Origin of the sequence: Enterococcus sp. 5B3_DIV0040, from assembly GCF_002140755.1 — a bacterium.
Lineage (GTDB): Bacteria > Bacillota > Bacilli > Lactobacillales > Enterococcaceae > Enterococcus_D > Enterococcus_D casseliflavus.
Window position 1 is genome coordinate 1,971,436 of record NZ_NGLC01000001.1, and the last position, 23,767, is coordinate 1,995,202.

The 23,767-nt window shown below is 43.8% G+C and carries 18 protein-coding genes; 6 read left to right on the forward strand and 12 right to left on the reverse strand.

The annotated features are described in order from the left end of the window. Window positions 1–13 precede the first annotated feature (13 nt). The 3 genes from A5883_RS09390 to A5883_RS09400 all read right to left on the reverse strand — a co-directional run bounded on the left by A5883_RS09390 (window position 14) and on the right by A5883_RS09400 (window position 4,489). Complete coding sequence (locus A5883_RS09390; RefSeq protein WP_015509445.1) at window positions 14–1,483, reverse strand: glycoside hydrolase family 1 protein; 1,470 nt, start codon at window positions 1,481–1,483, stop codon at window positions 14–16. Between the two features lie 91 nt (window positions 1,484–1,574). Next, a complete protein-coding gene (locus A5883_RS09395; protein WP_010747921.1) occupies window positions 1,575–3,476 on the reverse strand; it encodes a beta-glucoside-specific PTS transporter subunit IIABC in 1,902 nt (633 codons plus the stop codon). Between the two features lie 170 nt (window positions 3,477–3,646). Continuing rightward, entirely contained in the window at window positions 3,647–4,489 is an 843-nt protein-coding gene (locus A5883_RS09400) for a PRD domain-containing protein (RefSeq protein WP_086338400.1), read from the reverse strand. Between the two features lie 1,066 nt (window positions 4,490–5,555). On the opposite strand from A5883_RS09400, the gene A5883_RS09415 reads away from it, so the two are divergent. Beyond that, a complete protein-coding gene (locus tag A5883_RS09415) occupies window positions 5,556–6,419 on the forward strand; it encodes a helix-turn-helix domain-containing protein (RefSeq protein ID WP_074931812.1) in 864 nt (287 codons plus the stop codon). Window positions 6,420–6,676: 257 nt separating this feature from the next. Here A5883_RS09415 and A5883_RS09420 read toward each other — a convergent pair whose 3' ends face one another. Then, complete coding sequence (locus A5883_RS09420) at window positions 6,677–8,470, reverse strand: oligopeptide ABC transporter substrate-binding protein (protein WP_086338401.1); 1,794 nt, start codon at window positions 8,468–8,470, stop codon at window positions 6,677–6,679. A 377-nt stretch (window positions 8,471–8,847) separates the two neighbouring features. Here A5883_RS09420 and A5883_RS09425 point away from each other — a divergent pair, with 377 nt between their 5' ends. The 5 genes from A5883_RS09425 to A5883_RS09445 all read left to right on the forward strand — a co-directional run bounded on the left by A5883_RS09425 (window position 8,848) and on the right by A5883_RS09445 (window position 13,605). After that, complete coding sequence (locus A5883_RS09425; protein WP_074931818.1) at window positions 8,848–10,149, forward strand: DUF1576 domain-containing protein; 1,302 nt, start codon at window positions 8,848–8,850, stop codon at window positions 10,147–10,149. Then, window positions 10,146–10,496, forward strand: coding sequence for a hypothetical protein (locus tag A5883_RS09430; protein ID WP_010747917.1), 351 nt, complete (start codon window positions 10,146–10,148; stop codon window positions 10,494–10,496). The genes A5883_RS09425 and A5883_RS09430 overlap by 4 nt, the downstream gene beginning before the upstream one ends. 167 nt (window positions 10,497–10,663) lie before the next feature. After that, the gene (locus tag A5883_RS09435; protein WP_010747916.1) at window positions 10,664–11,026 is read left to right on the forward strand and encodes a YxeA family protein; all 363 of its coding nucleotides are present in this window, start codon (window positions 10,664–10,666) and stop codon (window positions 11,024–11,026) included. Between the two features lie 7 nt (window positions 11,027–11,033). Next, window positions 11,034–11,786 carry an ABC transporter ATP-binding protein gene (locus tag A5883_RS09440; RefSeq protein ID WP_086338402.1) on the forward strand — a complete coding sequence of 251 codons (753 nt, stop codon included), beginning with the start codon at window positions 11,034–11,036 and terminating at the stop codon, window positions 11,784–11,786. Window positions 11,787–11,799: 13 nt separating this feature from the next. Then, the gene (locus A5883_RS09445; RefSeq protein WP_086338403.1) at window positions 11,800–13,605 is read left to right on the forward strand and encodes an ABC transporter permease; all 1,806 of its coding nucleotides are present in this window, start codon (window positions 11,800–11,802) and stop codon (window positions 13,603–13,605) included. 104 nt (window positions 13,606–13,709) lie between these two features. On the opposite strand, the gene A5883_RS09450 is transcribed toward A5883_RS09445, so the two are convergent. From A5883_RS09450 to A5883_RS09485, 8 genes are all read right to left on the reverse strand, one after another. Continuing rightward, window positions 13,710–14,417 (reverse strand): demethylmenaquinone methyltransferase, encoded by a 708-nt coding sequence (locus A5883_RS09450; RefSeq protein WP_086338404.1) that lies wholly within the window; start codon window positions 14,415–14,417, stop codon window positions 13,710–13,712. A gap of 248 nt (window positions 14,418–14,665) precedes the next feature. After that, entirely contained in the window at window positions 14,666–18,709 is a 4,044-nt protein-coding gene (locus A5883_RS09455) for a pectate lyase-like adhesive domain-containing protein (RefSeq protein ID WP_086338405.1), read from the reverse strand. A 21-nt stretch (window positions 18,710–18,730) separates the two neighbouring features. Further along, on the reverse strand, window positions 18,731–19,357 hold the full coding sequence (locus A5883_RS09460; protein WP_016610389.1) for a hypothetical protein: 627 nt from the start codon (window positions 19,355–19,357) through the stop codon (window positions 18,731–18,733). Then, window positions 19,350–19,973, reverse strand: coding sequence for a hypothetical protein (locus A5883_RS09465; RefSeq protein WP_086338406.1), 624 nt, complete (start codon window positions 19,971–19,973; stop codon window positions 19,350–19,352). Before A5883_RS09465 ends, A5883_RS09460 begins: the two co-directional genes overlap by 8 nt. Before the next feature lie 2 nt (window positions 19,974–19,975). Then, window positions 19,976–21,022, reverse strand: coding sequence for a type IV pilus biogenesis protein PilM (gene pilM / locus A5883_RS09470; protein WP_086338407.1), 1,047 nt, complete (start codon window positions 21,020–21,022; stop codon window positions 19,976–19,978). Window positions 21,023–21,129: 107 nt separating this feature from the next. After that, window positions 21,130–21,882, reverse strand: coding sequence for a prepilin peptidase (locus A5883_RS09475; RefSeq protein WP_016610392.1), 753 nt, complete (start codon window positions 21,880–21,882; stop codon window positions 21,130–21,132). 71 nt (window positions 21,883–21,953) lie between these two features. Beyond that, on the reverse strand, window positions 21,954–22,472 hold the full coding sequence (locus tag A5883_RS09480; RefSeq protein WP_086338408.1) for a prepilin-type N-terminal cleavage/methylation domain-containing protein: 519 nt from the start codon (window positions 22,470–22,472) through the stop codon (window positions 21,954–21,956). 80 nt (window positions 22,473–22,552) lie between these two features. Beyond that, the gene (locus A5883_RS09485) at window positions 22,553–23,764 is read right to left on the reverse strand and encodes a type II secretion system F family protein (RefSeq protein ID WP_086338409.1); all 1,212 of its coding nucleotides are present in this window, start codon (window positions 23,762–23,764) and stop codon (window positions 22,553–22,555) included. Window positions 23,765–23,767: the final 3 nt, after the last annotated feature.

The window sequence follows — 23,767 nt, forward strand, 5'->3', positions numbered from 1 at the left end:
TTTGGTTTAGTTTTTAATCCTGTAACAAACTACCGCCATTGGTGGCAATCACTTCTTTGTACCAGTAGAAACTATCTTTGCGGGAACGGTCAAAGCTGCCGTTTCCTTCATCATCCGCGTCTACATAGACAAAGCCGTAGCGTTTCGACATTTCTGACGTGGAAGCCGATACTAAGTCGGTACAACCCCAAGGCGTATAGCCCATCAATTCCACACCATCTTCGATCGCTTCATACATTTGTTCGATATGCGCCTTCAAATAATCGATGCGATAGCTGTCATGGATCGAACCATCCTCTTCCACCGTATCCAAGGCACCTAAGCCGTTTTCAACGATAAACAACGGTACTTGGTAGCGGTCGTACAAGTTATTCAAAGTCACACGCAAGCCGATTGGATCGATTTGCCACCCCCAGTCAGAGGCTTCCAAGTAAGGGTTTGATTCACCTAAAGAAAAGTTGCCAGCAGTTGCTTCGCCGCCTTCTTCAGGATTGTGGCGGGCAATAGAACTCATATAGTAAGAAAAGGACATGAAGTCAACAGGGTATTGCGCAAGAATGTCTAAATCGCCGTCTTCGAAGGTCACTTCGATGCCGTTTTCTTTAAAGAAGCGCTTCGTATATGCGGGATACTTCCCACGAACTTGGACATCAGAGAAGAAGAGATTCTCGTGGTCACGCTTGATTTCTTCCATCACATCTGCTGGATTTGGTGTAGCTGGGTAAGCTTGCATTCGTGCCAACATCATCCCTACTTTGATGTCAGGATTGATTTCGTGGGCAAATTTTGTTGCTAAACTAGAAGCCACAAATTGATGATGCACGGCTTGATACATGTCAGAAAGGTTTTGTGTGCCGTCTTCGGATAACAAGGCACCACCAACATAGCCAGAGATCCCCATGATATTGATTTCATTGAAGGTCAACCAGTATTTGACTTTGTCTTTGTAGCGGGTCAACACGGTTTCTGCGTATTTGACGAACAAATCGATCACTTGGCGATTTTTCCAGCCGCCATAGTTCAACGCGATCCCGATAGGTGTTTCGTAGTGAGAGAGGGTCACTAAGGGTTCGATCCCGTATTTCGCACACTCATCAAACACATTGTCATAAAATTGCAAGCCCTCTTCATTTGGCTGAGCATCGTCACCATTTGGAAAAATTCTTGACCAAGCGATGGACAGACGGAAGGTTTTGAAGCCCATCTCTGCATACAAGGCGATATCTTCTTTGTAGCGATGGTAGAAGTCTGACCCCCAACGTTTTGGATACAAGCCTTCTTTGTCATTTAAGGCAAACAAAACTTTTTCCCGTGTCATTGGTGCAGCAAATTCTGCCATGTTTTTGCGGTCTTCTGGTTTGACAGCGATCGCTGTATCGGATGTCGCTGGACCACGTCCGCCTTCGTTCCATGCTCCTTCAAATTGGTTGGCTGCAGTGGCGCCGCCCCATAAAAAACCTTTTGGAAATTGTTTTTCTGTCATGATTAGCCTACTTTCTTTTTCTTTAATGATCGACACAGCAGATCAGCAAGAAAGCATTCTTACTGATCCTGCGACGTGCCGTTAATCGCATTTATTTTACGACTTCGATCAAATCGTCCTGCGCTGTTACTTCTTTTGACTGTGTCGTTTGGATGTCACTGTAGTCGTTAGAGTTCGTGACGATGACTGGTGTCAGCAAGGAATAGCCTTCCGCACGAATCGCCTCTGTATCAAAAGAAATCAATTTTTGACCAGCTTTGACTTTGTCTCCTTGGTTGATGTAGGCAGTAAAGTGATTGCCTTCAAGTTCTACCGTATTCATGCCGATGTGGATCAATAGTTCTGTTCCATCTTCTGTCACTAAACCGATGGCATGTTTTGTTGGAAACAAGATTTTGACTTCTGCATCTGCTGGCGCAGTGATTTCACCGATCGCTGGTTCAACTGCAATCCCTTTTCCCATAGCACCTGAAGAAAAGACTTTGTCTTCCACATCTGCTAAAGCAACCACTTGACCGGTTACTGGGCTTTTGACTGTTTCGTCTTTGACGCTGGCAGAAACGGTTTTTGCTTCTGGCGCTGGCGCTGCTGGTGTTGCTTGACCGTCGACTGGTGAATCAACAGTTGTATACAATGTTGGCACTTTCAACAACATCATGATGATAAATGACGCCACGATCGCAATCACTGTACCGATCGCCAAGTGGATCACACTATGGAAGCTGCCTGTTGCTGGATCAATATATGCAGGATACAAGAAGATCCCCATACCACCCATTGCATAACCAGTGACGTTAAAGATTGACAAGTAGATACCGACGAAACCTGAAACTAAACAAGAAACGATAAATGGTGTTTTCATTGGCAACGTGTACCCATAGATCGCAGGTTCAGTCACACCGAAGATCGATGAGATCAATGCTGGCATGGCGCCTTGTTTGACTTTTGGTTCTTTCGTTTTCAACCAAATCGCTGCTAACACACCCGTTTGCGTGAAACATGGTAGCACTGCTGCGGTCAAAATAATCGAAGAGCCGTTTTGCGCCATATCCATGATCGCCAATGGCACAAGGCCCCAGTGAAGACCAAACATAACTAATACTTGCCATAATGCCCCTAAAGCAAAGCCGTAGATGATTGGGCTGAAATCATACACTGCTTGGAAAGCAACACCGATCCAGCTAGAGGCTGTATTTGCGACTGGACCTACCACAAAGAAGGTCAACGGCACAGTGATCAAAATCGTTACAAACGGAACCACAAACATTTTGACTACGTCAGGTGTGACTTTGCGCATAAACTGCTCAATTTTTGAAGCGACAAAAATCGCTAAAATAATTGGCAATACGCTGTTGAAGTAGCCGCCTGCTGGCAAGGTCAAAGTTAAACCGAAGACTTTGCTCGCTTCAGCCACACTTTCTGCTAAGCCAGGATAGACCATCGCCCCTGCGATCGCTAATGCTGTATAGGTGTTCATCTTGAATTTCTTCGCTGCAGTGACGGCTAAGATCATTGGTAAGTATTGGAACAAACCATCGCCTAGAGTATTCATTACTACATAGATACCATTGGTCGCTTCCATCCCAGTTGCTGCCAGCAACGCCGTGATCCCTTTTAAGATACCGGCTGCCGCTAATGGGCCTAAGAACGGTTGGAACAGGCTTGAGATAACATCGATAAAGCGGTCAAACAAGCTGCCTTTTTGCCCGTCGCCTTCATCGATATCAAGACTGCCACCATCGGCTAATCCGCCGACTTTCAACACTTCATCATAAACATCTGGCACATGATTGCCGATAACGACTTGGTATTGTCCGCCTGCTTTGACGACGGTCACGACACCGTCACGTTTTTGCAAATAATCAGTGTCCGCTTTGCTTTCGTCTTTTAAGTGGAACCGTAAGCGAGTCACACAGTGTTTTACAGATGAGACATTTTCTTTGCCACCAACGTGGGCCAAAATGTCTTGCGCTAATTCAGTATATTTTGCCATTTTGATTGCTCCTTTTTTATTGGTCATTTAATAAAAATAAAAAGACCAGCCATTTCTACAATAAACAAGCATGAGAGATCCCCTAAAAAAAGAGCGACGGGTTTCCTCATCGAGTATTGTAAGAAAGTGCAGGTCTTGCCAGCCGAACTGTAACGAATCCATTTCCATTCTTAGGTTAATTTTGAGTGAGCGGCTAAGTTACCGATATGCAGAATCAAATACATCAATTCCATATCGTTGACATGCCAGCCCTTTTGTTCAAATAAGTATTCTTTGATCGAATCTGCGGTTTCTTTTTCTTTTGGATAGCTGCTGAAGGCCAAGGCAATCATTGGATTTGCCAATACTGGCTCTTCTTTTTCTTGACTTTGTCGAATTAAATAATAGCGAATGTGGGTCACGAACCGTTGGAAGTAGGAAGAATTCTCATCAAACTCGATGTTCATGCTGTACTTAACGATCCGTAAAATATTGTTCGTCAACTCGGTGTGCTCATAAGCACTTTGATTGGCGCTTTTTTCAATTTGCGCATTGACGAAATGCAAAGTGATAAACGCAGCTTCTTCTTGTGAAAAATTGGGATACAGCTCTTTGCGGATCAACTCGACCGCTTGGACACTGACCGCATATTCCTTGGCATAGATTTTCTTGATTTCCCAATGCATGGGATTGGTCAAAACAATTTCTTGCTTTTGACGACTGATGGCAAACAAAATATGATCCATCAGTGTGAAATAAACATTTGGATTGAAATCGGTTCCAACGCTATCCCGAAAAAGACGCACGATTTCATAAATGACGGCCATTTGTTTTTCGTCAGCCTTCGTCATGACTTTCGACATATGTTCCACTGTCAAATCATCTTCTGGATAGTATTTTTTTTCGATTCGCTCAGCTGGAATCGGGTCACCCGGTTTCGTTTGAAAGCCGATCCCTTTTCCCATTAGGATCACTTCAACTTCATCTTCTTTTGAAAGTACAACATTGTTGTTGATCCTCTTGATAATCTTCACGAACGATCCTCCTTGATCAGCATAGCCCGTAAAAACGTTGCATCCTTTGACGTCTATGCAGAAGGTCTTGTATTTTTTTCTTTCTCTGACGTGCCGTTAAGTGACGAGGTGATTGACTGCTCCAGACAGTGCTGCAGGCTATCGTCAAACCTAGCTGGCAGTTCATTGCGTTTTACTTCTCCCCTCCTTTGCTGATCAATGACTGGACCTTACCTTGGAACCGGTTCTTTTTTTAGCGAATAGAAATAATGGAGCAAAAAAAGAAGACCAAAGCAAAAAAGTGTACAACCCAAGAAACTTTGGGTAATCAACGCACTTTTTTCCTCTGGTCTTGCCTGCCGAACAGTAACGAATCCAGTAATGAGAACACTCTCATGTTCCGTTGAGATAATAGTACTCATTCTGAGAAAAAATGTCAACACTTTTTTTGCAAACGTTTTTCTTTTTTCGTTTTTGGCTTCGTTTCACTCTGATTTGCTCGTAGTTTTCTTACTGATAGTGAGGGGTTTTTCTGTATAAATCCTCTGTAACAGCTTGGGCATTTTTTATCCAACAGCACACAACACAAAAAAAACCGTAATCTTCGTACATTACGGTCATAGCTAGAAGGATGATGCTTTACAAAAAACGATCAATCACAAAGAATCAAAGAATTGGGGAAGGTCTGGTGCATGACAGACATTCAATGTGACTGACCGCTTTTAGCGATTCATGCGCTTCATGTCTTCCACAAACGAAAAGGTGTCTTTGAGAGGGGGAAGCAATCAAATAACCTTTCGATTCTTCAAGATGTTGCTCGATCCTGCGATAAAAACCGCAGAGAGCGAGGAAAATGCTGTTCCTATCACAAAGGAAACAGCCACAAGACTTATCATTGAAAGGTCAACGATAAGGTTTCGCAGAAAAGGCAGTACTAGTTTTTAAATGGGTTGATTTCCCAAGGGCCGAATGGTTCAAATTCCATGAAAAACTACCTCCTTTATTATTTGCTATACCTTATTATATTTGATAACATGTTATTAAAATCACATTGTTCAGAAATGCGTCACAATTAAGGAGGTCCCCCATGAAACAGCAAGGCTCTTTAATCAAAAAACTGCGCACAGATCGCAAAATCTCGCAAGCCAAGCTTGCCGAAGGTATTTCCTCACGCACCACCCTTTCTTCATTCGAAAATCGTAAAACAAACCTCTCATCACAAACCCTATTTGACTACTTAGACAAAATGAATATCACGGTTCATGAGTTCAGTCTGTTGATCGACAGCGAAGTCACAGATCAGAAACGTCAGCTGGTGCAAGATTTCTATACCCGTTACTATGAGCGAACACTGACTCTCGACTACTTGACTAGCCTGGAAAAACGCTACTTTGAGACACAAAATTTTTTCTATTATTCTTTGTATGTCCAAGGATTGCTGCTGCTCAACCGTGAATCATTTCTGATGAATCAAGGAGCTTACACCCAAGAAGTCGACCTGGTAAAGCAATACTTGTTTGATATCGAAACCTGGGGGCGCTTTGAGTTAAATTTATTCTCAAATTTGTTATTTATTTTTGACCAAGAAACGATCAGTTATTACTTAGATCATGGGATCAAAAAAATCCTTCACTACGCCAATGATCCATTTTATGCAAATCTGTTAAGTGTCGTGATCTTAAACGGCTGTGCCTTTGCCAGCGAAAATAAAGATGCCTATCTACTAAACAAGTTTCTGCTTTTGTCTGAACCGCTACCCAATACTCCTCTCTATTTTTATTTAAAAATCCATCAAGTGCTGTATCAGGAAATATACTCGTATTTGCAATCCGCTCAGTTGAACAAAGAGATTCTAAAAAACACCTTAGTCGTTATTGAACAAGCCGGTTACCAGAACCATAAAGACGATCTCCAACAGTTGCTTGCTGCTGTTACCAATCGTGCGATTTAGCCGCTTATTAAATGGGCATTTAGGTAATGTTATCTAACAAAAAAAGCTGATCTTCCAACGGAGCTCAGCTTTTTCGTCAATGTCACTCCAACCCGCCCACGAAACAGCCGCTCGAAATGAAGGGTTCAACATTCGACTTGCTTCTTCCGTCTGCATGGACCAAGAAAAAACCAGTTAGGTTTTAGACCTAACTGGTTTTGTTTGGCAAAAGCAACGAGCATGCTGCTGCCGATTCATTTGTGTAATTTACTAACCGATTAACGAGATTCTGAAGTCACACCGATGGTTGCCCATGGGTTATGATCGGCGTCAAATGCCCAGGTAAAGTTTGCGACACGATCAGAGATCGGTAAGATTTGATTCCGATACAACGTTGGGATCGCAAAAGCTTCTTCAATCGCATATTCTTGCCATGCATCAAAAGCAGCCTTCCGTGTTGCTTCATCAAAGGAATCGATTGAATCGATCGCAGCTAACAATTCAGTATTTTCCTCTGACTCAAAACGAGTGTAGTTAAATGCTGAATTTGGTCCCCATAAGCTGGTTGGTGATGGATCTGAACCCGTAGACCAAGCAGCTTGGAAGACATCGATATCTGGATCATCGTTTTTCAGCTTGTCGTAGAAGGCTTGGAAATCGATCAAACGACCTGTTGAATATTGAACATCTAAACCGATTTCTTGCCATTGTTGAACATAGTAATCCGCCAATGGTTGGGCAACTTCCCCACCAGACATTGACGCAAAGTTGATGGTCAATTTGTTGCCATCTGGATCTTCTCGGAAGCCATCGCCATCAACATCGATAAAGCCAGCGTCATCTAGAAGTTGGTTTGCTTTCTCCATATCTAAGTGGTATCCTTCGGCATCGCTATTGTGCAACGTACCATAAACAGGTGGGATCAATGTTGAAGCATTTGAACGCAAGCCGTGGTAGAAACGCTCACCGATCGCATCATTGTCGATGGCATAGCCCATTGCTTGACGCAATGCTTTGTTCGCCATTTTTGCATTTGGATCAAAATCAACACTGTTTGTTTCATCATTCCATGAACCTAAATTAAAGCCAAGATACGTGTAAGATTGTTCTGGACGACCTAACATTTGGTAGCCATCCATGTTTTGATACGTATCAAAGGTATCTGTTGGCATTTTTAAGACTAAATCGTTTTGCTTCGCGTTTAACGCTTCATTGATTGAAGCCGAAGGGACGTTACGCATCACGATTTTTTCTAAGTTTGGTGTATCGCCATAGTAATGTTCATTCGGTACGTATTCCACCGTTTCACCCGGTACGATATTACTCATTTTGTATGGACCAAAACCGATTGGATTGGTTCGAACGGGATCACTTGAAGGCATATCTGCCACTTCAATGCCTTCAAAGGCATGTTTCGCTAATGCAGAATGCCAGATCGCTCCACCGGATTGCTGCATACCTGGATGCATTTCTTTAAACTCGATTTCAACGACTTTATCGCTAACTGCTGTGATCCCTGAGATCGTATCGGCATCGCCGCTGTGGTATTCTTCCATACCAACAATATTCGTAAAATCATTGTTGTAACGAACGCCATCATAGTCTTGATGTCCGATGACTTCATAAGAGAAGATCACGTCTTCAGCCGTTACATCGACCCCGTCAGACCATTTCAAATCTTCACGCAAAGTGATCGTTGCTTTGTTGTTATCGACATCTAATTCTAAATCAGCTGGTCCACCATTCACAATTCGGAAATCTTCATCTTGTAGGAACAAATATTCATGGCTTGGTAACATGAAGTCACGGTCATAAGCATCTTGATAAAACTCCCATTGAAACAACCCTTGGAATTGCGTATCTGTTACTACCGCAACATCTAAGACGCCCCCATCGATCACTTCATCGTTATTTTCAACTGCAAGCTGCAAATCATTGATATCAAATCCAGCTGCCTCAGTTGATGATTCTTGTGTATCTGTCGAACCTGTTCCACCTTCGTTACTTTGTCCGCAAGCCCCTAAAACAAGCGCTGCCAATAAAGTAATCATGCCAAACTTCGTTTTCTTCATACTCTTCCTCCTTATTTAAATCCCTTCCTCGTGATTCAGTGATCACTCGATCTTCGAATAAAAAAACCAAGCAAACAGTTTTTTTTATCTTAAAATGGCTTTTTTATTAGAAAATCTGAACGAGATTAACTAAATTATAACAATTTTCGTAAAATTCTTTCTGTCAATAATTTCACCGATTGATGAAATTATTGAAAAAAGGGCGATTCTCCTTGATACATCGCCGTTATTTTTATTCGCATTTTCTTAAATTTTTCTTTTTCTCCCTTTTTTGGTTCTCATTTCTCTCGTCGTCCTGCTACTTAAAACTGTCAAAAAATACTTTTTTGTCGCTAAAAGGTGTGATACTATGAAAAAAAGGAGCGTTCAATGAAACTATGGCAGATAAACGAGTTTTCTTACAAACAAAATCGAAACCCTTTGCACCTATCTCACAGCTCTTAACCCAGCGCTTGCTTTTGGCGTATAGCATCGTCTTGATCCTCATTGGCTTGGTTGCTTCCCCTCCTCCAGCTTTGTGGCAAGGCTCGCTGGCAATCTTAAATGCCCCCAGCAATTTGATTTCTGATTATTTTGCGATCGGCAATCTTGGAAGCGCCTTTTTAAACAGTGGCTTATTGACATTGATCAGTATCCTCCTTGCGAAAAAGCAAGGAACGATTATTAGTGGACCAATGATCGCTGCTTTTTTTACCATATCTGGCTTTTCTTTTTTTGGAAAAAACATCTTTAACTCGATTCCCATTCCACTTGGTGTCTATTTGTACTCTTACATACAGCAACGCCCCGCTACACAATATTCACTGGTTGCCTTATTTGGCAGTGCCGCCTCGCCGGTCATCAGTTACTTAGCATTCGGTTTAGGGTTGCCTTTACCCGTCGGGATCGCTTTTGGTTATGGCATCGGTCTATTAATCGGTTTGGCGCTCCCTCCTCTAGCAGCTCAATTTTTACAATTCCACCAAGGTTTTTCTTTGTATAATATCGGGTTTGCTGCTGGCATCATCACTATGTTTTTCACGAGTTTTTTACGCCTGTTCGACTTGGAAGTCTATTCAAACAAACAGTTGACGACGGAGTATCACTATTACCTGACTGGGTTCTTGCTCATTCTTTGTCTTGCTATGTTTCTTATCGGGTATCTTCTAAATCAGCGATCCCTCAAAGGCTTGCCTGAGCTTTTTCAAACGTCAGGGAAATTAATGACGGACTATGTCACGATTTTTTCCCTTGGGGTCACGATGATGAACATGGCGATGATGGGGATGTTGATGCTGTTCTTTGTCTTCTTCTTACAAGGCGAACTATCTGGTCCCCTTTTAGGCGCAATACTGACCGTGATTGGCTTCAGTGCATTCGGAAATCACTGGAGAAATAGTTTGCCTGTCATGATTGGGGTGGTTTTAGCAACCAAGGTCGGTTTGACCTCTGACGTATCGACCTTCAGCTTATTGCTGACAGCGATCTTCGGCACCAGTTTAGCCCCCATCAGTGGGTACTATGGTCCGATTGCTGGCGTAATCGCTGGGGTAGTCCATGCAGCCTTGGTCACAAATATCACCTATTTACATGGAGGATTGAACTTATACAATAATGGCTTTTCCAGTGGATTTGTCGCGGCAGCAATGGTACCATTGTTAGATGAATACCAGCAAATCAGAAGGCGGAGAAGAAAATGATTGAAAAAGAACGGGCACGGCGAATCGTCGATGAAGTGGTCACCTACTTTTTGTCCCATGACTGTCAAAAGATAATAAGTGAGATGGCCTTTGAAGCAGAGGGGTTTAAAGCAGTTGTGCAAGGTCAATTTCCAGAGCAGCCCTCTGATTTAGAACATTTTATCGACATGCTCAACACACCAAGAGATAGCACGTTAGAAAATTATTATGTGGAGCTGTTAGGCGGTCATCAAACGATCCATGAAGAAAAAGATTACTATCTATTAGGATTAATGATCGACGAAGCATCCATCATGTACGAGGATGAGCAATTGATCGTTGAATTGTATCGCAAAAAATACAACTGAAAAGCCCTACGCAAAAAACGTTTCTAAGCGGTGACCTTCACCCTTTAGAAACGTTTTTTGTTCGTTTGTCGTGACAAAAATGAAAGTTTATTGATAGATTTTTCACACTACTTTTCAGAAAACCAGCGTTATACTTTCATCATAATAAAAAACGAGGTGACCGATAGATGAAAAAACTTCTGATTGGACTTGCAGCGCTCCTCCTCATAGGGTTCGGCGCATTGCAAGTCGCACAAACCGTCATCATGGGCGGCGACAGCTACTATGTCCAAATCACCACAGATGGTGAAAAGACGACTTCTAAGGATGACAATGGGAATGTCTATACGCAATACCATTACGAATTGCCAGGGTATGATGAGAACGGCAAAAGCAAAACCCTTGATTTCAACGGTTTCCAAGAACGACCATTGCGCAAAGAAGCCTATTTGAAGCTTACTTGGAACGAAAAAAAAGGGGTAACTGGCTATGAAGAGGTCAAAGAAAAAGACATCCCAGCCAAAGCATTAACCCAATTAAAAGGAGCGTAACGCAACGATGGAAAAAATTATTCAAGCAAATGAACTGCCCAAAGTATACGGAAAAGCTAACGAAAAACAAACCGAAGCCTTAAAAGGTATCAGCTTTGATATTGAAAAAGGCGAATTCATTGGAATCATGGGGGCTTCTGGTTCAGGAAAATCCACCCTACTAAACATTCTTTCAACGTTGGATCATCCGACAAAAGGTGCGATTCGCATCAACAATAGCGATATCACCAAACTAAAAGGCGATGCCTTGGCAGATTTCCGCAGCCGTGAAATCGGCTTTATTTTCCAAGACTTCAATCTATTAGAAAACTTAACGGCTTCAGAAAACATCGCTGTGCCGTTGTCTTTACAAGGAGTCAAACCAAAGATCATCCAACAACGGATCAAACAAGTCGCAGAACGCTTGTCCATCACACATATTCTCGACAAATATCCAGCAGCGATCTCTGGTGGACAAAAGCAACGGGTGGCAGCCGCGCGAGCATTGATCACGGAACCAACGATCCTTTTTGCGGATGAACCGACAGGTGCCTTGGATTCAAAAAGTGCGAAAGACTTATTGAATATGATGGACGACTTGAATACCAATGACCAGGTATCGATTTTATTGGTCACTCATGATCCCCTTTCTGCCAGCTATTGCCAACGTATTTTATTTATCAAGGACGGAAAGATCCATCAAGAAGTCAAACGTGAGGATCAAAGCCGTGAAGCGTTTTACCGCCAGATCCTTGTCATTCTAGGAAACTTGGAACAATAAGGAGGAAGAACACATGCTTTGGAAACTATCACTTACCGGGATCAAAGCTCGGTTGAAGGATTATATCGTCCTCTTTTCTGGTCTAGTCATGGCTTCAGCCATCTTTTATATGTTCGAATCAATGGCGAGCAATGAAGCCTTTTTAAAAAGCAACTCGATCATCAGTATGGTGGTCTTCGTCTTTCGTTTTGGCTCGGTCCTCTTAGGGATCATTACCTTTGCCTACATCTTATATGCCAATTCTTTCTTGATGGCGATGCGCCAAAAGGACTATGCCATGTTTATGATGTTAGGAGCCAAAGGACGAAAGATCGCCCAAATGATCTTTATCGAAACCTTTATGGTAGGTATCGTTGCCACCGCCGTCGGCTCTATCTTAGGGATCGGCTTAGCAAGTGGTGTCAATACTTTGCTAGTCAATCAATTAAAGTTGCAGATCACTCATTATGCAGCATTTAGTCCAGAGGCATTGATCGTAACCGTCGGCTTCTTCTCGGTTCTCTTTTTGATTGCTGCCATCTTCAATGCACGGGCAATTGCCAAAAAATCGATTTTAGCATTATTACGAGAAACAAGCACGCCGGCACAAGTCAAACAACGGCCATTCTTGCTCTTCTTGCAAACCATTTTAGGTCTTTGTTCCTTAGCCATCGGCTATTATATGATGAGCGATTTGATGACCTTCCAATTGATCGGGATCGGCATCGCCCTTGTCACGATCGTTCTTGGCACATACCTAGTCTTTCGTTCGGTGATCATCGCTCTTTTATCCCTATTAAAGAAGAACGATACGATCGCATTGAAAAAGTTAAACAATTTCACCTTGTCGCAATTAAGCTTTCGGATTCGTGAGTATACCCAGATGCTTTCGATGGTGGCGATGCTTTTTGCTCTAGCATTAGGTGCCTTGACGGTTGGTCTTGGCTTTAAAAACGAGATCCCTATCTTAGCAAAAACTATTGCCCCTTATGACTTGTATTTGAACAATGCCCAAAACGCCTCTGACGAAAAAGTCAACGCGTTAAACCCGACCCTTGATGTGACCTACAGCATGAAAGAAACGGATGACACCATTTATTACGTGAAGGAACAATTCAATGAAAACAACTTGCTCAGCTCCAGTATGGATCAGTTGAGTGTCGATGTTACTTACAACAAGCTGACTGGCGATCAATTGGCTTCTGATGTGACCGCCCAAGATCAATTGCGTAGCTACCTCTTACCAGAACAACGAGGTAAGGAGATCCAAGTCGTCGATCAAACCGCTTTTGATGCGGTCAATGCATCGGAAACCAGCTTGCGAATGGTACAAGTCAAAGACTTTCAAGCAAGCTACGATGCGTTGCGTGATTTGGCGCAAGCAAATCAAGACGCAAATTCTTCAGAAACCGCCGATATGAATTTCTCACAACGGGTCTTCGCCTACGACAGCTATAACGGGATTTTCTCTGGTTTTGAATTTATGGGCTTCTTCCTGGGTATCGCCTTCTTGACGATGTTAGCTAGCTGCCTGATGTTCAAAATCCTCTCGGGGGCAAACAGCGACATTCAACGTTACACGATGTTGAAAAAAATCGGTACCCGCACGCGTTTACTGAAAAGCTCGATCCGCAAAGAGATCGGCGTGCTCTTCCTAGTTCCTGGTATCTTAGGAATGATCCATGTCTTGTTCGGTCTAAAAATGTTCACCACCTTGATGATCGATCCGTACCATGACCTATGGCTACCTTTTGGCATCTTTATCGCCCTCTACGCCATTTATTACGTGGTGACCATTGGGTTATACACCAACATTGTTTTAAATCCAAAGAAAAAATAACAATCACTCTCTGAATTGCTCAACGCAAAGAGACCATCAAGCCATGAAGGGCATGATGGTCTCTTTCATTTTTTCGTTTTTTCTCGCACAAAGGGAAAGCAATCTTAGGGTTTGGCCCCTAGATGCATCGCCGCCGCACCTCCTGCATAGCTTTTGACTTGCAACACATCAAAGCCAGCTGCCTGAAATTCTCGTTTCAATGCCTCCTTGTCAGGAAAATCCCGTGCAGACTCCTGCAGCCAGGAGTATTCTTGATAGCTTTTGGCGAACAGTTTGCCAAATAACGGCATGACATGGTGAAAATAAAAAGTAAACAGTTGCCGCCAGCCGATCAGTGTGGGCTGTGATGTTTCGAGACAAACGATTTTCCCGCCTGGGCGCAGCACCCGATGGATCTCCGCCAAGACTTGTTGGCGATCCGCGACATTTCTCAACCCGAACCCGATCGTCACATAATCAAAGTGCTCATCTGGAAAGCTTAATGCCATCGCATTGCCAGTCTGCCACTGGATCTGCGTTTGTTGCTTTTTCTGGGCCTTTTCTTTGGCAACCGTTAACATCTCTTCGCTAAAATCAACGCCAGTCACTTGCCCCGTCGAACCGACCGCTTCATTCAACGCAAACGCCCAATCCCCGGTACCGCAGCATAAATCTAGTATCTCAGCACCCATTGGTACTGCCATTCGTTTCATGGTGTCCTTGCGCCACCGTTTGTGCAGCTGAAAGGAGATAATACCGTTCATTCGATCATAACGGGAAGCGATCGATTCAAATACATCATGTACTTTGGTTTCTTTGGCTGTTGTTGCCATTGCGGCACGTCCTTTCTTTGTTCCCTTCGTTTTGCTGTTGCTTCACGTGCTTCTGCTTTTTAGTCTAGCACGAAAAAACCTGCGGAACAAAAACCCTGCTTTCTGCTTTTCCTCCAGTCATTTCCCCACTAAAAAACAGCCTTTCCTACATAGATCCCCACGTTGTTGACCAAGGCAATTCGGTCAGCAACAAGCAGATCCAGCAGTGAAAGACTGTTCTTCTAGCTTTTAAAACAGGTTGTTTACGTTTAATCGATAAAGTCCCAGATATTGTTCCAATAAGAAACACGGTCTGCGCCATTTTCGTCTTTGTAGCGCACAGAGATCATATTACGGATGTCATGGACAGGAATATCAAGGGTGACAGAATCCGTGACGGGTCTTTGCTGCACGTTGTATGTTCGATAAAAGGTGCCATCCATATAGACGTCAAAGGTACTAAGATTGGAATAAAAAATCTGCAGCTGATTGTTATGAACAGCAAGGTTGATCAACTCACCAGTAACAGCGCGTGTACCTGTCTGCAGCGTGAGACTGTCTTCCCCTACCAGAATGTTTTCCGTTTCTGGCTGATTCCCCGAAACTCTACCGTTGATCGTTACTGGGGTCAGACCGTTCCCAGCAGCTGCCTGTTCATCCACCCGAGCAGTCAAGTTCCATTCTATGCGATCTCCTGGTGCGATCGGGCGTTCTAAGTGGATCGTGATACGATCGCCAGAAAGACTAGCCGAGGCGACATTGTCTTGATACACGAGCGCATCGACATTTAAGAATGTCAATAAATTCGGCGAGATATCTAGCGTCACGACAGCATTTTCAATATCGTCTTTCCCAGAATTTCGCGCATCGTTGCTTTCTACGATCGTCCGCAAGATCAATTGATTGCCGACGGTGATAATCGGATTGCCTTCTTCATCACGATCAAAGCTTTGCGGTACTCGCAACGTAATCGATGGGTCAGAAGGTCGAATACTGGTGACTTCAAAGGAGAGCGCTGGTGGGAAACGATCATCGCCAATGGCATCACGATACCCTAAATAGTCCTCGTAATCGCTGGCGGACGGATTCGTACTCCCCAACTGACCATTTGGTTCCGTCGTGGTCGTATCTGGTAACGTTCCTACGAAATCGTCGTAACGATCATTTGCAAAATCTTTCGCGTAAAATTCGATATACACATCCTCTTCAGGATCAAGACGACGTGGTAATTGATACTGCCATGGCACGGCGTTGCCTTGTTCGGCATCAAGGGTAATGACATATGGGTCACCTGAAGCATCACGGATCAATCCTTGCGCGGTACTCGCATAAATGGCGACTCGCTCTTTTGGCTGGTCCTCTTGCGGAGAATGAAAATCCATGATCCCCGAAACTGTTGTCGTCCGTTCATTAAAGACCTGATCCTCTGCCACTTGCAGACCCGTCGGTGGTCGTACATCCACGACGACCGCATCAGGCAAAGCGGCAATACTCTCTTCTGTTGCATGAATAAAAATCGAATCGTCAACATCCTCCATCGTGGGGTCTACTCCCCGATGGGCACGCAGCACTTCAAAACGTTGACCTGTCTTGAAAAAGTCGTCCCGCGTCCATGCGATTACCCCATCATGCACCTCACCAAAAACATCGACACTTGATTTAGAGGAAAGCCATTGCGTTTCAAGCTGGTTGCCTGCCTCGTCCTTCAAAGCAACTTCCACCCAGACCTCACCTTCCCAGGCATCACGAATCGCCCCTGTATATTCATACGGAACGACCGCTTTGGCATAAAAGGTTTTGTCGGCATTGGTCGGGGTCACTAAGTTCTGGATCATTGGCGGGTAATTATTGGCAGAAAATCGCGTGTAGGCATTCCCGCCCCTAAAAGTCGTACTGTTGAACTCATTTGAAAAAGGCTCTCCTGGCTGAGGGCTGACGATCTGTGTAAAGTTTTGACCACTTAATTGATAGCTCAATGGATTCCAGAAATTGTCCGGGTCACCATTTAGATCCACTCCGTTGCGTTTTTCCCAAACCGCTAGTCCGACACGATTAGACCTAAAGGTACTATCGCGATTTGAGTTTGAGAATGCTTGTCCGCCATTGGGTCGATTGTTTCGAAAATCATAAAACAGTGGTTCATCAATCACAAAATTACTTCTTGCAACCGAACTGATTATTCCATTATTTGCGCCTAGGGTCCGACCTTCCATTCGAAAGGTCGCATCTTTTCCAGCTAAGAACTCGGCTTCTCCGCCTTGCATCCAAACAGCAGGTCCACGATGTGCATAGATGTGGATTCGACTGTTTTCACCTTGTGCACTAAAGACCGAGGTTCCACTTCCATCAAGGGGAAATTGAATGCCTTGCCGACCGGCCGTATCTGAGCCATTACTGGCAGTAATGGTGGAAGCAGCAGATGGGTCAAATTCTCGTTCTTCATCATTGTATTGATCGAATACGGCAAAGCCTGTTTCATCAATATAGATGCCATCATCTGCCGCAGTCCTGGTACCGGCATGATTAAAGATATTCAACTGACCGGCTGACTCCACATAGAACTCGTTATTTCGACCATACATCCGCACTGCAGCCGAATTTCCATGGTATTTGACGATATTCATTCTCCCTTGGTCGGCAAGCACAAAGGTCTGCTCCCCTACTAAGCGAAACCGCATGACAGAAGCATAGTCATGATTTTGACCATCGCCAAACAAATTAAACTGCGACCCTTCCCCAGTTACCGTCACATTGCCACCGAGTTCGGTGTCTCTTAAAGCTTTGGAAATTTGATTGACAAAAGCAGCGGTTCCTTTCGGTACACCATTCGTGGGACTGGGGGCTCTAGAATACGAGTTTACGACCGCTCCGCCAGAAATAATCGTACGAGAAAACTTGTTATTCCCCTCATCCCGTTGTCCAATCAAGGAAATGATTGCGCCGTTTGCTCCCGCTAAGTCCATTTGTGACGAAGCATTTAAGACGGTACCTTCTCCATCGACTTCAAAGATCACCTCGTTAGTACGTCCTTCAAGATTTGCCCAAATTGCTTGGCTCTGGACACTGTAGAGGTCTACTTTAGAACCCTTATTGACTCGAAACGAGGTTGAAATATTATTGTCATCTGGCCGAAGCCGAAAAATCGGCCGAGTATTTGAGATCTTGACATCCGCCCCATCCGTGATCAAGACACTTTTGACATTAAAGCTGCCAGTATCTGAACTATTGCCCGCGGCTGAATTCCTGTGAGCCACCCAATGGAACGTTCCGCGAATCTCGAGATTTCCTTGCTGCAAATAAAGGAAATTATTGCCCGTACTTCCCTCTAGCACACCACTTTTTGCCTCGATATTTTCTATTTTGACCGTCCAAAAAGCCGAAGCTGCCAATGATTGTTGATAGATCAACGCGTTTAATCCTAGATTGTTCCCCTGAAAATCGATCGTCATATTTTTTAACTCAAAGACCGCTGGCTGACGATCATGGGTAGTCGTCAGTTCAAAGAAACGTCCAGTAGGATTCGTGCTATAGTTTGGTGTCCCGTTCGTGTTGAAACGCTTCGGTGTGGTCAGGGTAAAACCATTCCCATCGATGGACACTGACCGATTCAACGCAGTTAAACGATTGTTGGCCTCATTCGTATAATCAGCGGTAATGTCAGCGAGAAACACGATTTCAGAGATCGAGGAATCACTAAAAGCAGCCCGCAGCTCTTGATAGTCCGAAACTTCGGCACGCTCTCCTTGCGTCGCCCGTTCTGAAAGTAGTTCGACTGCCGCTGACTCATTGGTTTCCTGCTGCTGAATGTCAAGCAAGGCTGCTTCTTCTACAGCCTTGTCAGCTTCCAATCGCAAGGCTTGTCGTTCCTCGAGAGAAGGCGGAGCGATTTTTTGCAGCGTCCGGTTTCCCCGCTTAAGGACAAATTCGATGGCTTCTTCTTCTCCTAAAGTGACCGGTAAGGCCAAGGACAACGTTTCTTCCGTAGGCGCCACTTCGATTTCCACACCATAAACACCCTCTTGTTCAGCTGGATGCAAGGTCGCTTCTTCCAGCTCGAGCATTTCAAACATTTCTAATGACACCAGCGCTTCATGATTCGCCATCAAAAAAAGCGTCTCGCCTGCGGCTTGTTCCGATTCGATCGTCAATACATATTGTCCTGTTTCTGGGTCAAAGTGACCGGACACTTGATAGGAATTGCCACCATTGATAGCAAAGACCGCATACAAGACAGAAATAACGATAAAGACCCCTAATGCAGCAGCAGCCAGTTTGATTTTCGAGACAGTCGCTAGAACAGTAAATGATTTCATCTAGGCACCCCTTTCTTTTAATTACTCCAACAGTTCTTGTCCCGTTTCAAAGCTTGATAGATAATATAGCTTGATAACGACACTTGCCGAAAACGCATCTGCTCCTGACGTATTGTTTCCTTGCCGATATTCGACTGATTCAACTTTTAAAAAGCGATTCAGGTTTTCCATCCGGTCAATAAAACGCACGATTCCTTCATTCGTGTCACTCAGGAGGTCAAAACCGATCCTTGTGACCCGAAATTGCGTCGCCAAAGGATTGTCACCAGTCTGATCCGCCATTTGTTCTGGTGTAGGATAAAGCATCTCCTCATTAAAGGTCGATTGCAAAATCGTGATCGGCAATTCCGTTTCAAGAGCAGCGAGATCGGTAAAATAAGACTCGATCGCCATGCCATTGGGAATGATCGGCACCTCATTGACCGTCTCTGAAGAAAGAAGGTCTGGTTCCCCTTGCAGGTAGACCAGCTGTTCTTGAATGTCGCGGATCTCTGCTTCGATCCCAGCTAATTCCTGAGCCAATTCGATCCCTTCGGCACGTTTGGGATTCAGTAAAAATAGCCAGAAAATAAGTACGGAGGTAGCGAGAACTAATGCAATCACCGCGGAGATGATGATGTGTTTTTTGGAGAAAAAGACTCTAGTCATCCGCTTCCACCTCGCTTTCTTCTTCGCTGTCTTGACTGAACACTTGTGGTGCATCGATTCGTGAAAGGTAAACAGTGATGCGCCCATCTTGCGGCGTTGAACTATGAGAGAAGGATTGATAGGTCACATAGTGTACCCAATCGATTGCTTCAAAAGCTGATTTAAGGCGAATCAGACTTTCATAAACATCCCCTTGGACTGCCATGTTCACCAAAGGAAACAATGGTGTGCCGTCTTGGGCTGTTTCGGACATTCCCCCATCGCCATTTAGCAGCAAATTGTACGAATTGATGGTCACATCGATCCCTGATGCCACTTCTTCAAAAGTCTCCATAATAGGTGCCGTGAAATATTTTTCTTGCTTTTGTAGGGCGATGAATTCTTGCAGGTCTTGAGATTTTGACGCCAGCATCTCTTCTAACTGGCGCTGAAAGACGATGCGCTCTGCTTGACTAGACATGATATTGCTTTGATTATTGGTCACCAAACGTTGATAATACCAAAAGCCTAACCCACAAACCCCAACGACAACTAACGAAAGGAGAAGTGAAACCGAAAGAATGACTTCAAACGCCCGATTACGAATAAATTTATTAGGCAATAGATTGATGTTCATGGTTACACCTCTTTCATCGCTAATCCCGCAGCCAAGACATAGCGGTCGGGAATTTTTTTCTTGCTGGTTTCACTAACTTTTGCGGAAATCATTTTGACTGGCAAAGAAGACACGTCATGAAAAATTTCTTGGACTTCTTTGCGCAGCATTGGATGACCGCCGACTAAGTAGATTTTTTTCAGTTCACAATCAGGCGAGATTTCCTGATAATAGTAAGCAATCACCGAATTCAGGGTTTCTGCCAACCCTTCCAGTGCTTGGATCTCCGCGCTTTCCCTAAAGTTTACTTGCACAGATTGGGCTTTTTCAATATATTTCCAATTGGCTTGATTATAATCTTCATACTGCAGGTAGGTCGGCACCAATTCTTCAAAAAAGGTAATATTGGCGATACCAGCATCTAACTCGACCAGCACGAAATTTTCACTCCAGTTGATTTGTCGCTGAAACATGCGACTATACGCCAGAAAACTGCAATCGACGCCCATCAGCTGATGGCCGCCTTTTTTCAATGTGTCGCCTAGTTGAATCAAAATCGGCTCTGATGTGACCACGACTGGCACATTGCCATTGATGGTAAACCGATTCCGCTGGATGACCACAGCTTGCGGCTCAGCTTTTTCTTCCTTCTTGTTGGCTCTTTTCTTTTTCTCTTTTGGCACTTTTTGCTTGTTGCCTTTGCCTAGAATCAGTAGATCAAAAATCGGGTTTTCAAAAGGCAAGGAGATGGACTCCCCCAATTCAAAATACAAATACTCGCGAATCTCTTTTTCCGAGTTCATCTTGCCGATAGGGATCTGCTTGATCAATAGACGAGAATTTAGCGCCGTGATCACCACACTCATCGTGCGTAATCCCAAGCGTTTGGCAATCTCATTGAAGGCGGCTTCAAGACTATCAGGATTGCGCAGCTTATCATCTTTAAAAATCGTACCATTTACAACCAGCTCGCCGTATTTGAGACGGTCACCTTTTTTGGTACAGTAACGGATGCAGTTTTTTTGGATGTCGATCCCAACTAAGCGGGGAATTGTTTTTTTGCCAAACATACGAGGACCTGCTTTCTTCTTGTTGGTTTTTATGAAGAAACCAACGTTATTTCTATGTACAACGCTTGCTTAGCAAACCAAGCAAACGCCAAGGTCAGCAACCCGATTCAAAGGAACCAGCCGCTGCCAAGATAAACCATGCCAGTAGCAATGGCGATAAAGGGACCAAAAGCAATGTAGCGGCTTTTGACTTTGCCCCGTAGCATTTGGATCACGTAAAAGATCACTGCCAAGCAAGAAGCGACAAATAAAACGGTCAAGACTTGCACTGGGCCGATATACACCCCTAAGACGGCAAATAATTTGATATCGCCGCCACCCATGCCTTTTTTACTGAGCTCGGCTAAGAGATACAATGGCAAGAAGCCAGCAAAGAAGCCAACGAGCCAATACCACCAAAATTCATTTTGCGGTTGGATCAACCGTAAACCGATCCCTCCAGCGAAAAAAGGGGCTAACACTTTATTGGGGATCAGCTGATAGAAGATGTCGCTGGCAGAAATAATGGCTAATAAGGCTAATAAACACCAAGCGGCAATCACTTCAGCAGTGCCCCAAAACAGCAAGGTCGCAATCGTAAATAGCATGCCGATCAACACTTCATAAAGAAAAGCAATCAGCGGAATCTTTTTTTGACACTTGCGGCACTTGCCTTTTAAAATAAGGTATGATAAAACTGGAATGAGGTCCCTTGCACCCAATGTCTGTTGGCAGTCATCACAGTGCGAGCGAGTCAGCAGGGATTCCTTTTTGGGAACCCGCCAACCAACCACTAGGAAAAAAGAACCTAGACACATTCCTATGATGAAAAGATAACCAATGATTAGGCCCATTGGGATCTGTTGCAAAATTTCGTTCATAAAAAACTCCTTTTTTCCTGGGGGGTTGAGTTGCCGTACACCTTAGGTCAGGTTAGTGACTTAAGGTGTTTTTAGCTGCCGCCACCGCCGCCAGCTGGCGGATCTGGGAATAATGTTTTACGATCTAGATCACTAACTTGTGTTTGTGTTAACGTCATTCCTACGGAGCGTTTTGTTCCGGCAGTCAAAGCACCGTCTTCTAATGTAATAAGCAGAGTTCCATCATCCTGGATTTCAAACTCAACTTCGTCTACATCATCAAATCCTCCACCACTATAAAGATTAGCATCTATAACATCCTGCAGTGTGAATTCATTCGGATTCGGGTTAGCTCCAGAACCGCTGTTAGGTGTTACTTCCGTCGACTGATACAGAACCGCTGCAGAGTATGCTGTTTGAACATCTGAAATAGCCGCATCTTCACGCGCATTTTGGATGATATTTCCAATAGCAATTACCCCGATACCTGCAATGATTGCAATGATAACAACAACAGCAAGTAACTCGACCAGCGACAAACCTGTCTCATCTTTCATTAATTTGTTAAAACGATTTTCTGTTTTTTCTTCTACTAAAATTGCATCAAGCATACGTTATTTACTCCTCCTACTTTTCCTAAAAAATATATATCAAACAGAACGTCTAGGAATTCTGTTAATATCACAAATGATTATCCCTGTACGGCACCAAAAAGATCAAACATTGGTACCATGATCGCAGCGACGATTAATCCAACAATGACACAAATAACTAATATCACTGTCGGTTCAAGGACTGTTTTGATTCGTTTACTGGATTCGTCCACTTCTTTTTGAAAGATAATGCTTAGTCTTTTCAGCATATCTTCAAGGGATCCAGTACTTTCACCGATTTCCACCATCTGAGTGACAAGTAATGGAACTGTCACATTTCCACGAAAAACATCACTCATTTTGCCCCCTTCTTCAATTTGGAAGGCGCAATCGTCAATGACTCGCTTGATTGATTTATTGGACACGACATCCCGACTCATATTCAACGCGGTGACCATCCCAACTGAGCTACCAAGTAACGTCGACAAAGTTGTCATAAACAGTGAATAATTATTTTTTATCGCTAATTCACCGAACAACGGTATTTTTAAAATCAAACGATGAATAGCAAAATCGATTTTTTCATTTCGACGAATGACCCAAAAGCCGATCATAATGCCTACAATAAAGACTGCTAAAACCCACCCTCTAGTTTGAAGAAAGGCGCTGATTGCCATGGTAGCCACGGTAATAGCTGGTAGATCTGTATCAAAACTTTCAAATACTTCGACAAACATCGGGACGATCATAACCAGTAATATGATACCTACAACAAACGTCATTAAAATCAAAATGATTGGGTAAACCATCGCTGTTACGAGACCACTCCGATTTTCAGCACTTTTCTCATAGTAATCCGCCATATCCGTTAAGTTTTTTTCCAAAGATCCTGACATTTCCGAAACGGCGATAACACTTGTCAATAAAACTGGAAAAGCATTGGGGTGGGCTTTGTAGGCTTCTGAAAGCGGTCGTCCACCGTCAATATCATCCCGAACTTCACCAAGAATTTTCTTAAAATTCGGGTTTTTTTGTTGCTCTTCTAGCATTCGTGAAGCATCAACGATCGTGATCCCCGAAGCGATCAATGTCGAAAACTGGCGTAAGTATGCAACTAATAATTTTAGAGATACTTTGTTGAACAACTGAACTTCTTTATTCGCCAAGGTTTCTGGCTGTTCGATCAAACTGTTGACTTTGATGTGCTTTTGGCGCAGTTTTTGGCGGGCTTCGACGGAGGAATTGGCACGCAAGCTGCCAGAAAACGTTTCGCCTCGGACATTGGTGCCTTGATAGGCAAAGAGTGCCATCGG

Excerpts from the sequence above, each read along its gene's own strand:
- A5883_RS09420 (WP_086338401.1), bottom strand. The coding sequence starts at position 8,470 with ATGAAGAAAACGAAGTTTGGCATGATTACTTTATTGGCAGCGCTTGTT.
- A5883_RS09455 (WP_086338405.1), bottom strand. The coding sequence starts at position 18,709 with ATGAAATCATTTACTGTTCTAGCGACTGTCTCGAAAATCAAACTGGCT.
- pilM (WP_086338407.1), bottom strand. The coding sequence starts at position 21,022 with ATGTTTGGCAAAAAAACAATTCCCCGCTTAGTTGGGATCGACATCCAA.
- A5883_RS09445 (WP_086338403.1), top strand. The coding sequence starts at position 11,800 with ATGCTTTGGAAACTATCACTTACCGGGATCAAAGCTCGGTTGAAGGAT.
- A5883_RS09395 (WP_010747921.1), bottom strand. The coding sequence starts at position 3,476 with ATGGCAAAATATACTGAATTAGCGCAAGACATTTTGGCCCACGTTGGT.
- A5883_RS09460 (WP_016610389.1), bottom strand. The coding sequence starts at position 19,357 with ATGACTAGAGTCTTTTTCTCCAAAAAACACATCATCATCTCCGCGGTG.
- A5883_RS09485 (WP_086338409.1), bottom strand. The coding sequence starts at position 23,764 with ATGGCACTCTTTGCCTATCAAGGCACCAATGTCCGAGGCGAAACGTTT.
- A5883_RS09430 (WP_010747917.1), top strand. The coding sequence starts at position 10,146 with ATGATTGAAAAAGAACGGGCACGGCGAATCGTCGATGAAGTGGTCACC.
- A5883_RS09425 (WP_074931818.1), top strand. The coding sequence starts at position 8,848 with ATGGCAGATAAACGAGTTTTCTTACAAACAAAATCGAAACCCTTTGCA.
- A5883_RS09475 (WP_016610392.1), bottom strand. The coding sequence starts at position 21,882 with ATGAACGAAATTTTGCAACAGATCCCAATGGGCCTAATCATTGGTTAT.
- A5883_RS09480 (WP_086338408.1), bottom strand. The coding sequence starts at position 22,472 with ATGCTTGATGCAATTTTAGTAGAAGAAAAAACAGAAAATCGTTTTAAC.
- A5883_RS09465 (WP_086338406.1), bottom strand. The coding sequence starts at position 19,973 with ATGAACATCAATCTATTGCCTAATAAATTTATTCGTAATCGGGCGTTT.
- A5883_RS09450 (WP_086338404.1), bottom strand. The coding sequence starts at position 14,417 with ATGGCAACAACAGCCAAAGAAACCAAAGTACATGATGTATTTGAATCG.
- A5883_RS09415 (WP_074931812.1), top strand. The coding sequence starts at position 5,556 with ATGAAACAGCAAGGCTCTTTAATCAAAAAACTGCGCACAGATCGCAAA.
- A5883_RS09440 (WP_086338402.1), top strand. The coding sequence starts at position 11,034 with ATGGAAAAAATTATTCAAGCAAATGAACTGCCCAAAGTATACGGAAAA.
- A5883_RS09435 (WP_010747916.1), top strand. The coding sequence starts at position 10,664 with ATGAAAAAACTTCTGATTGGACTTGCAGCGCTCCTCCTCATAGGGTTC.
- A5883_RS09390 (WP_015509445.1), bottom strand. The coding sequence starts at position 1,483 with ATGACAGAAAAACAATTTCCAAAAGGTTTTTTATGGGGCGGCGCCACT.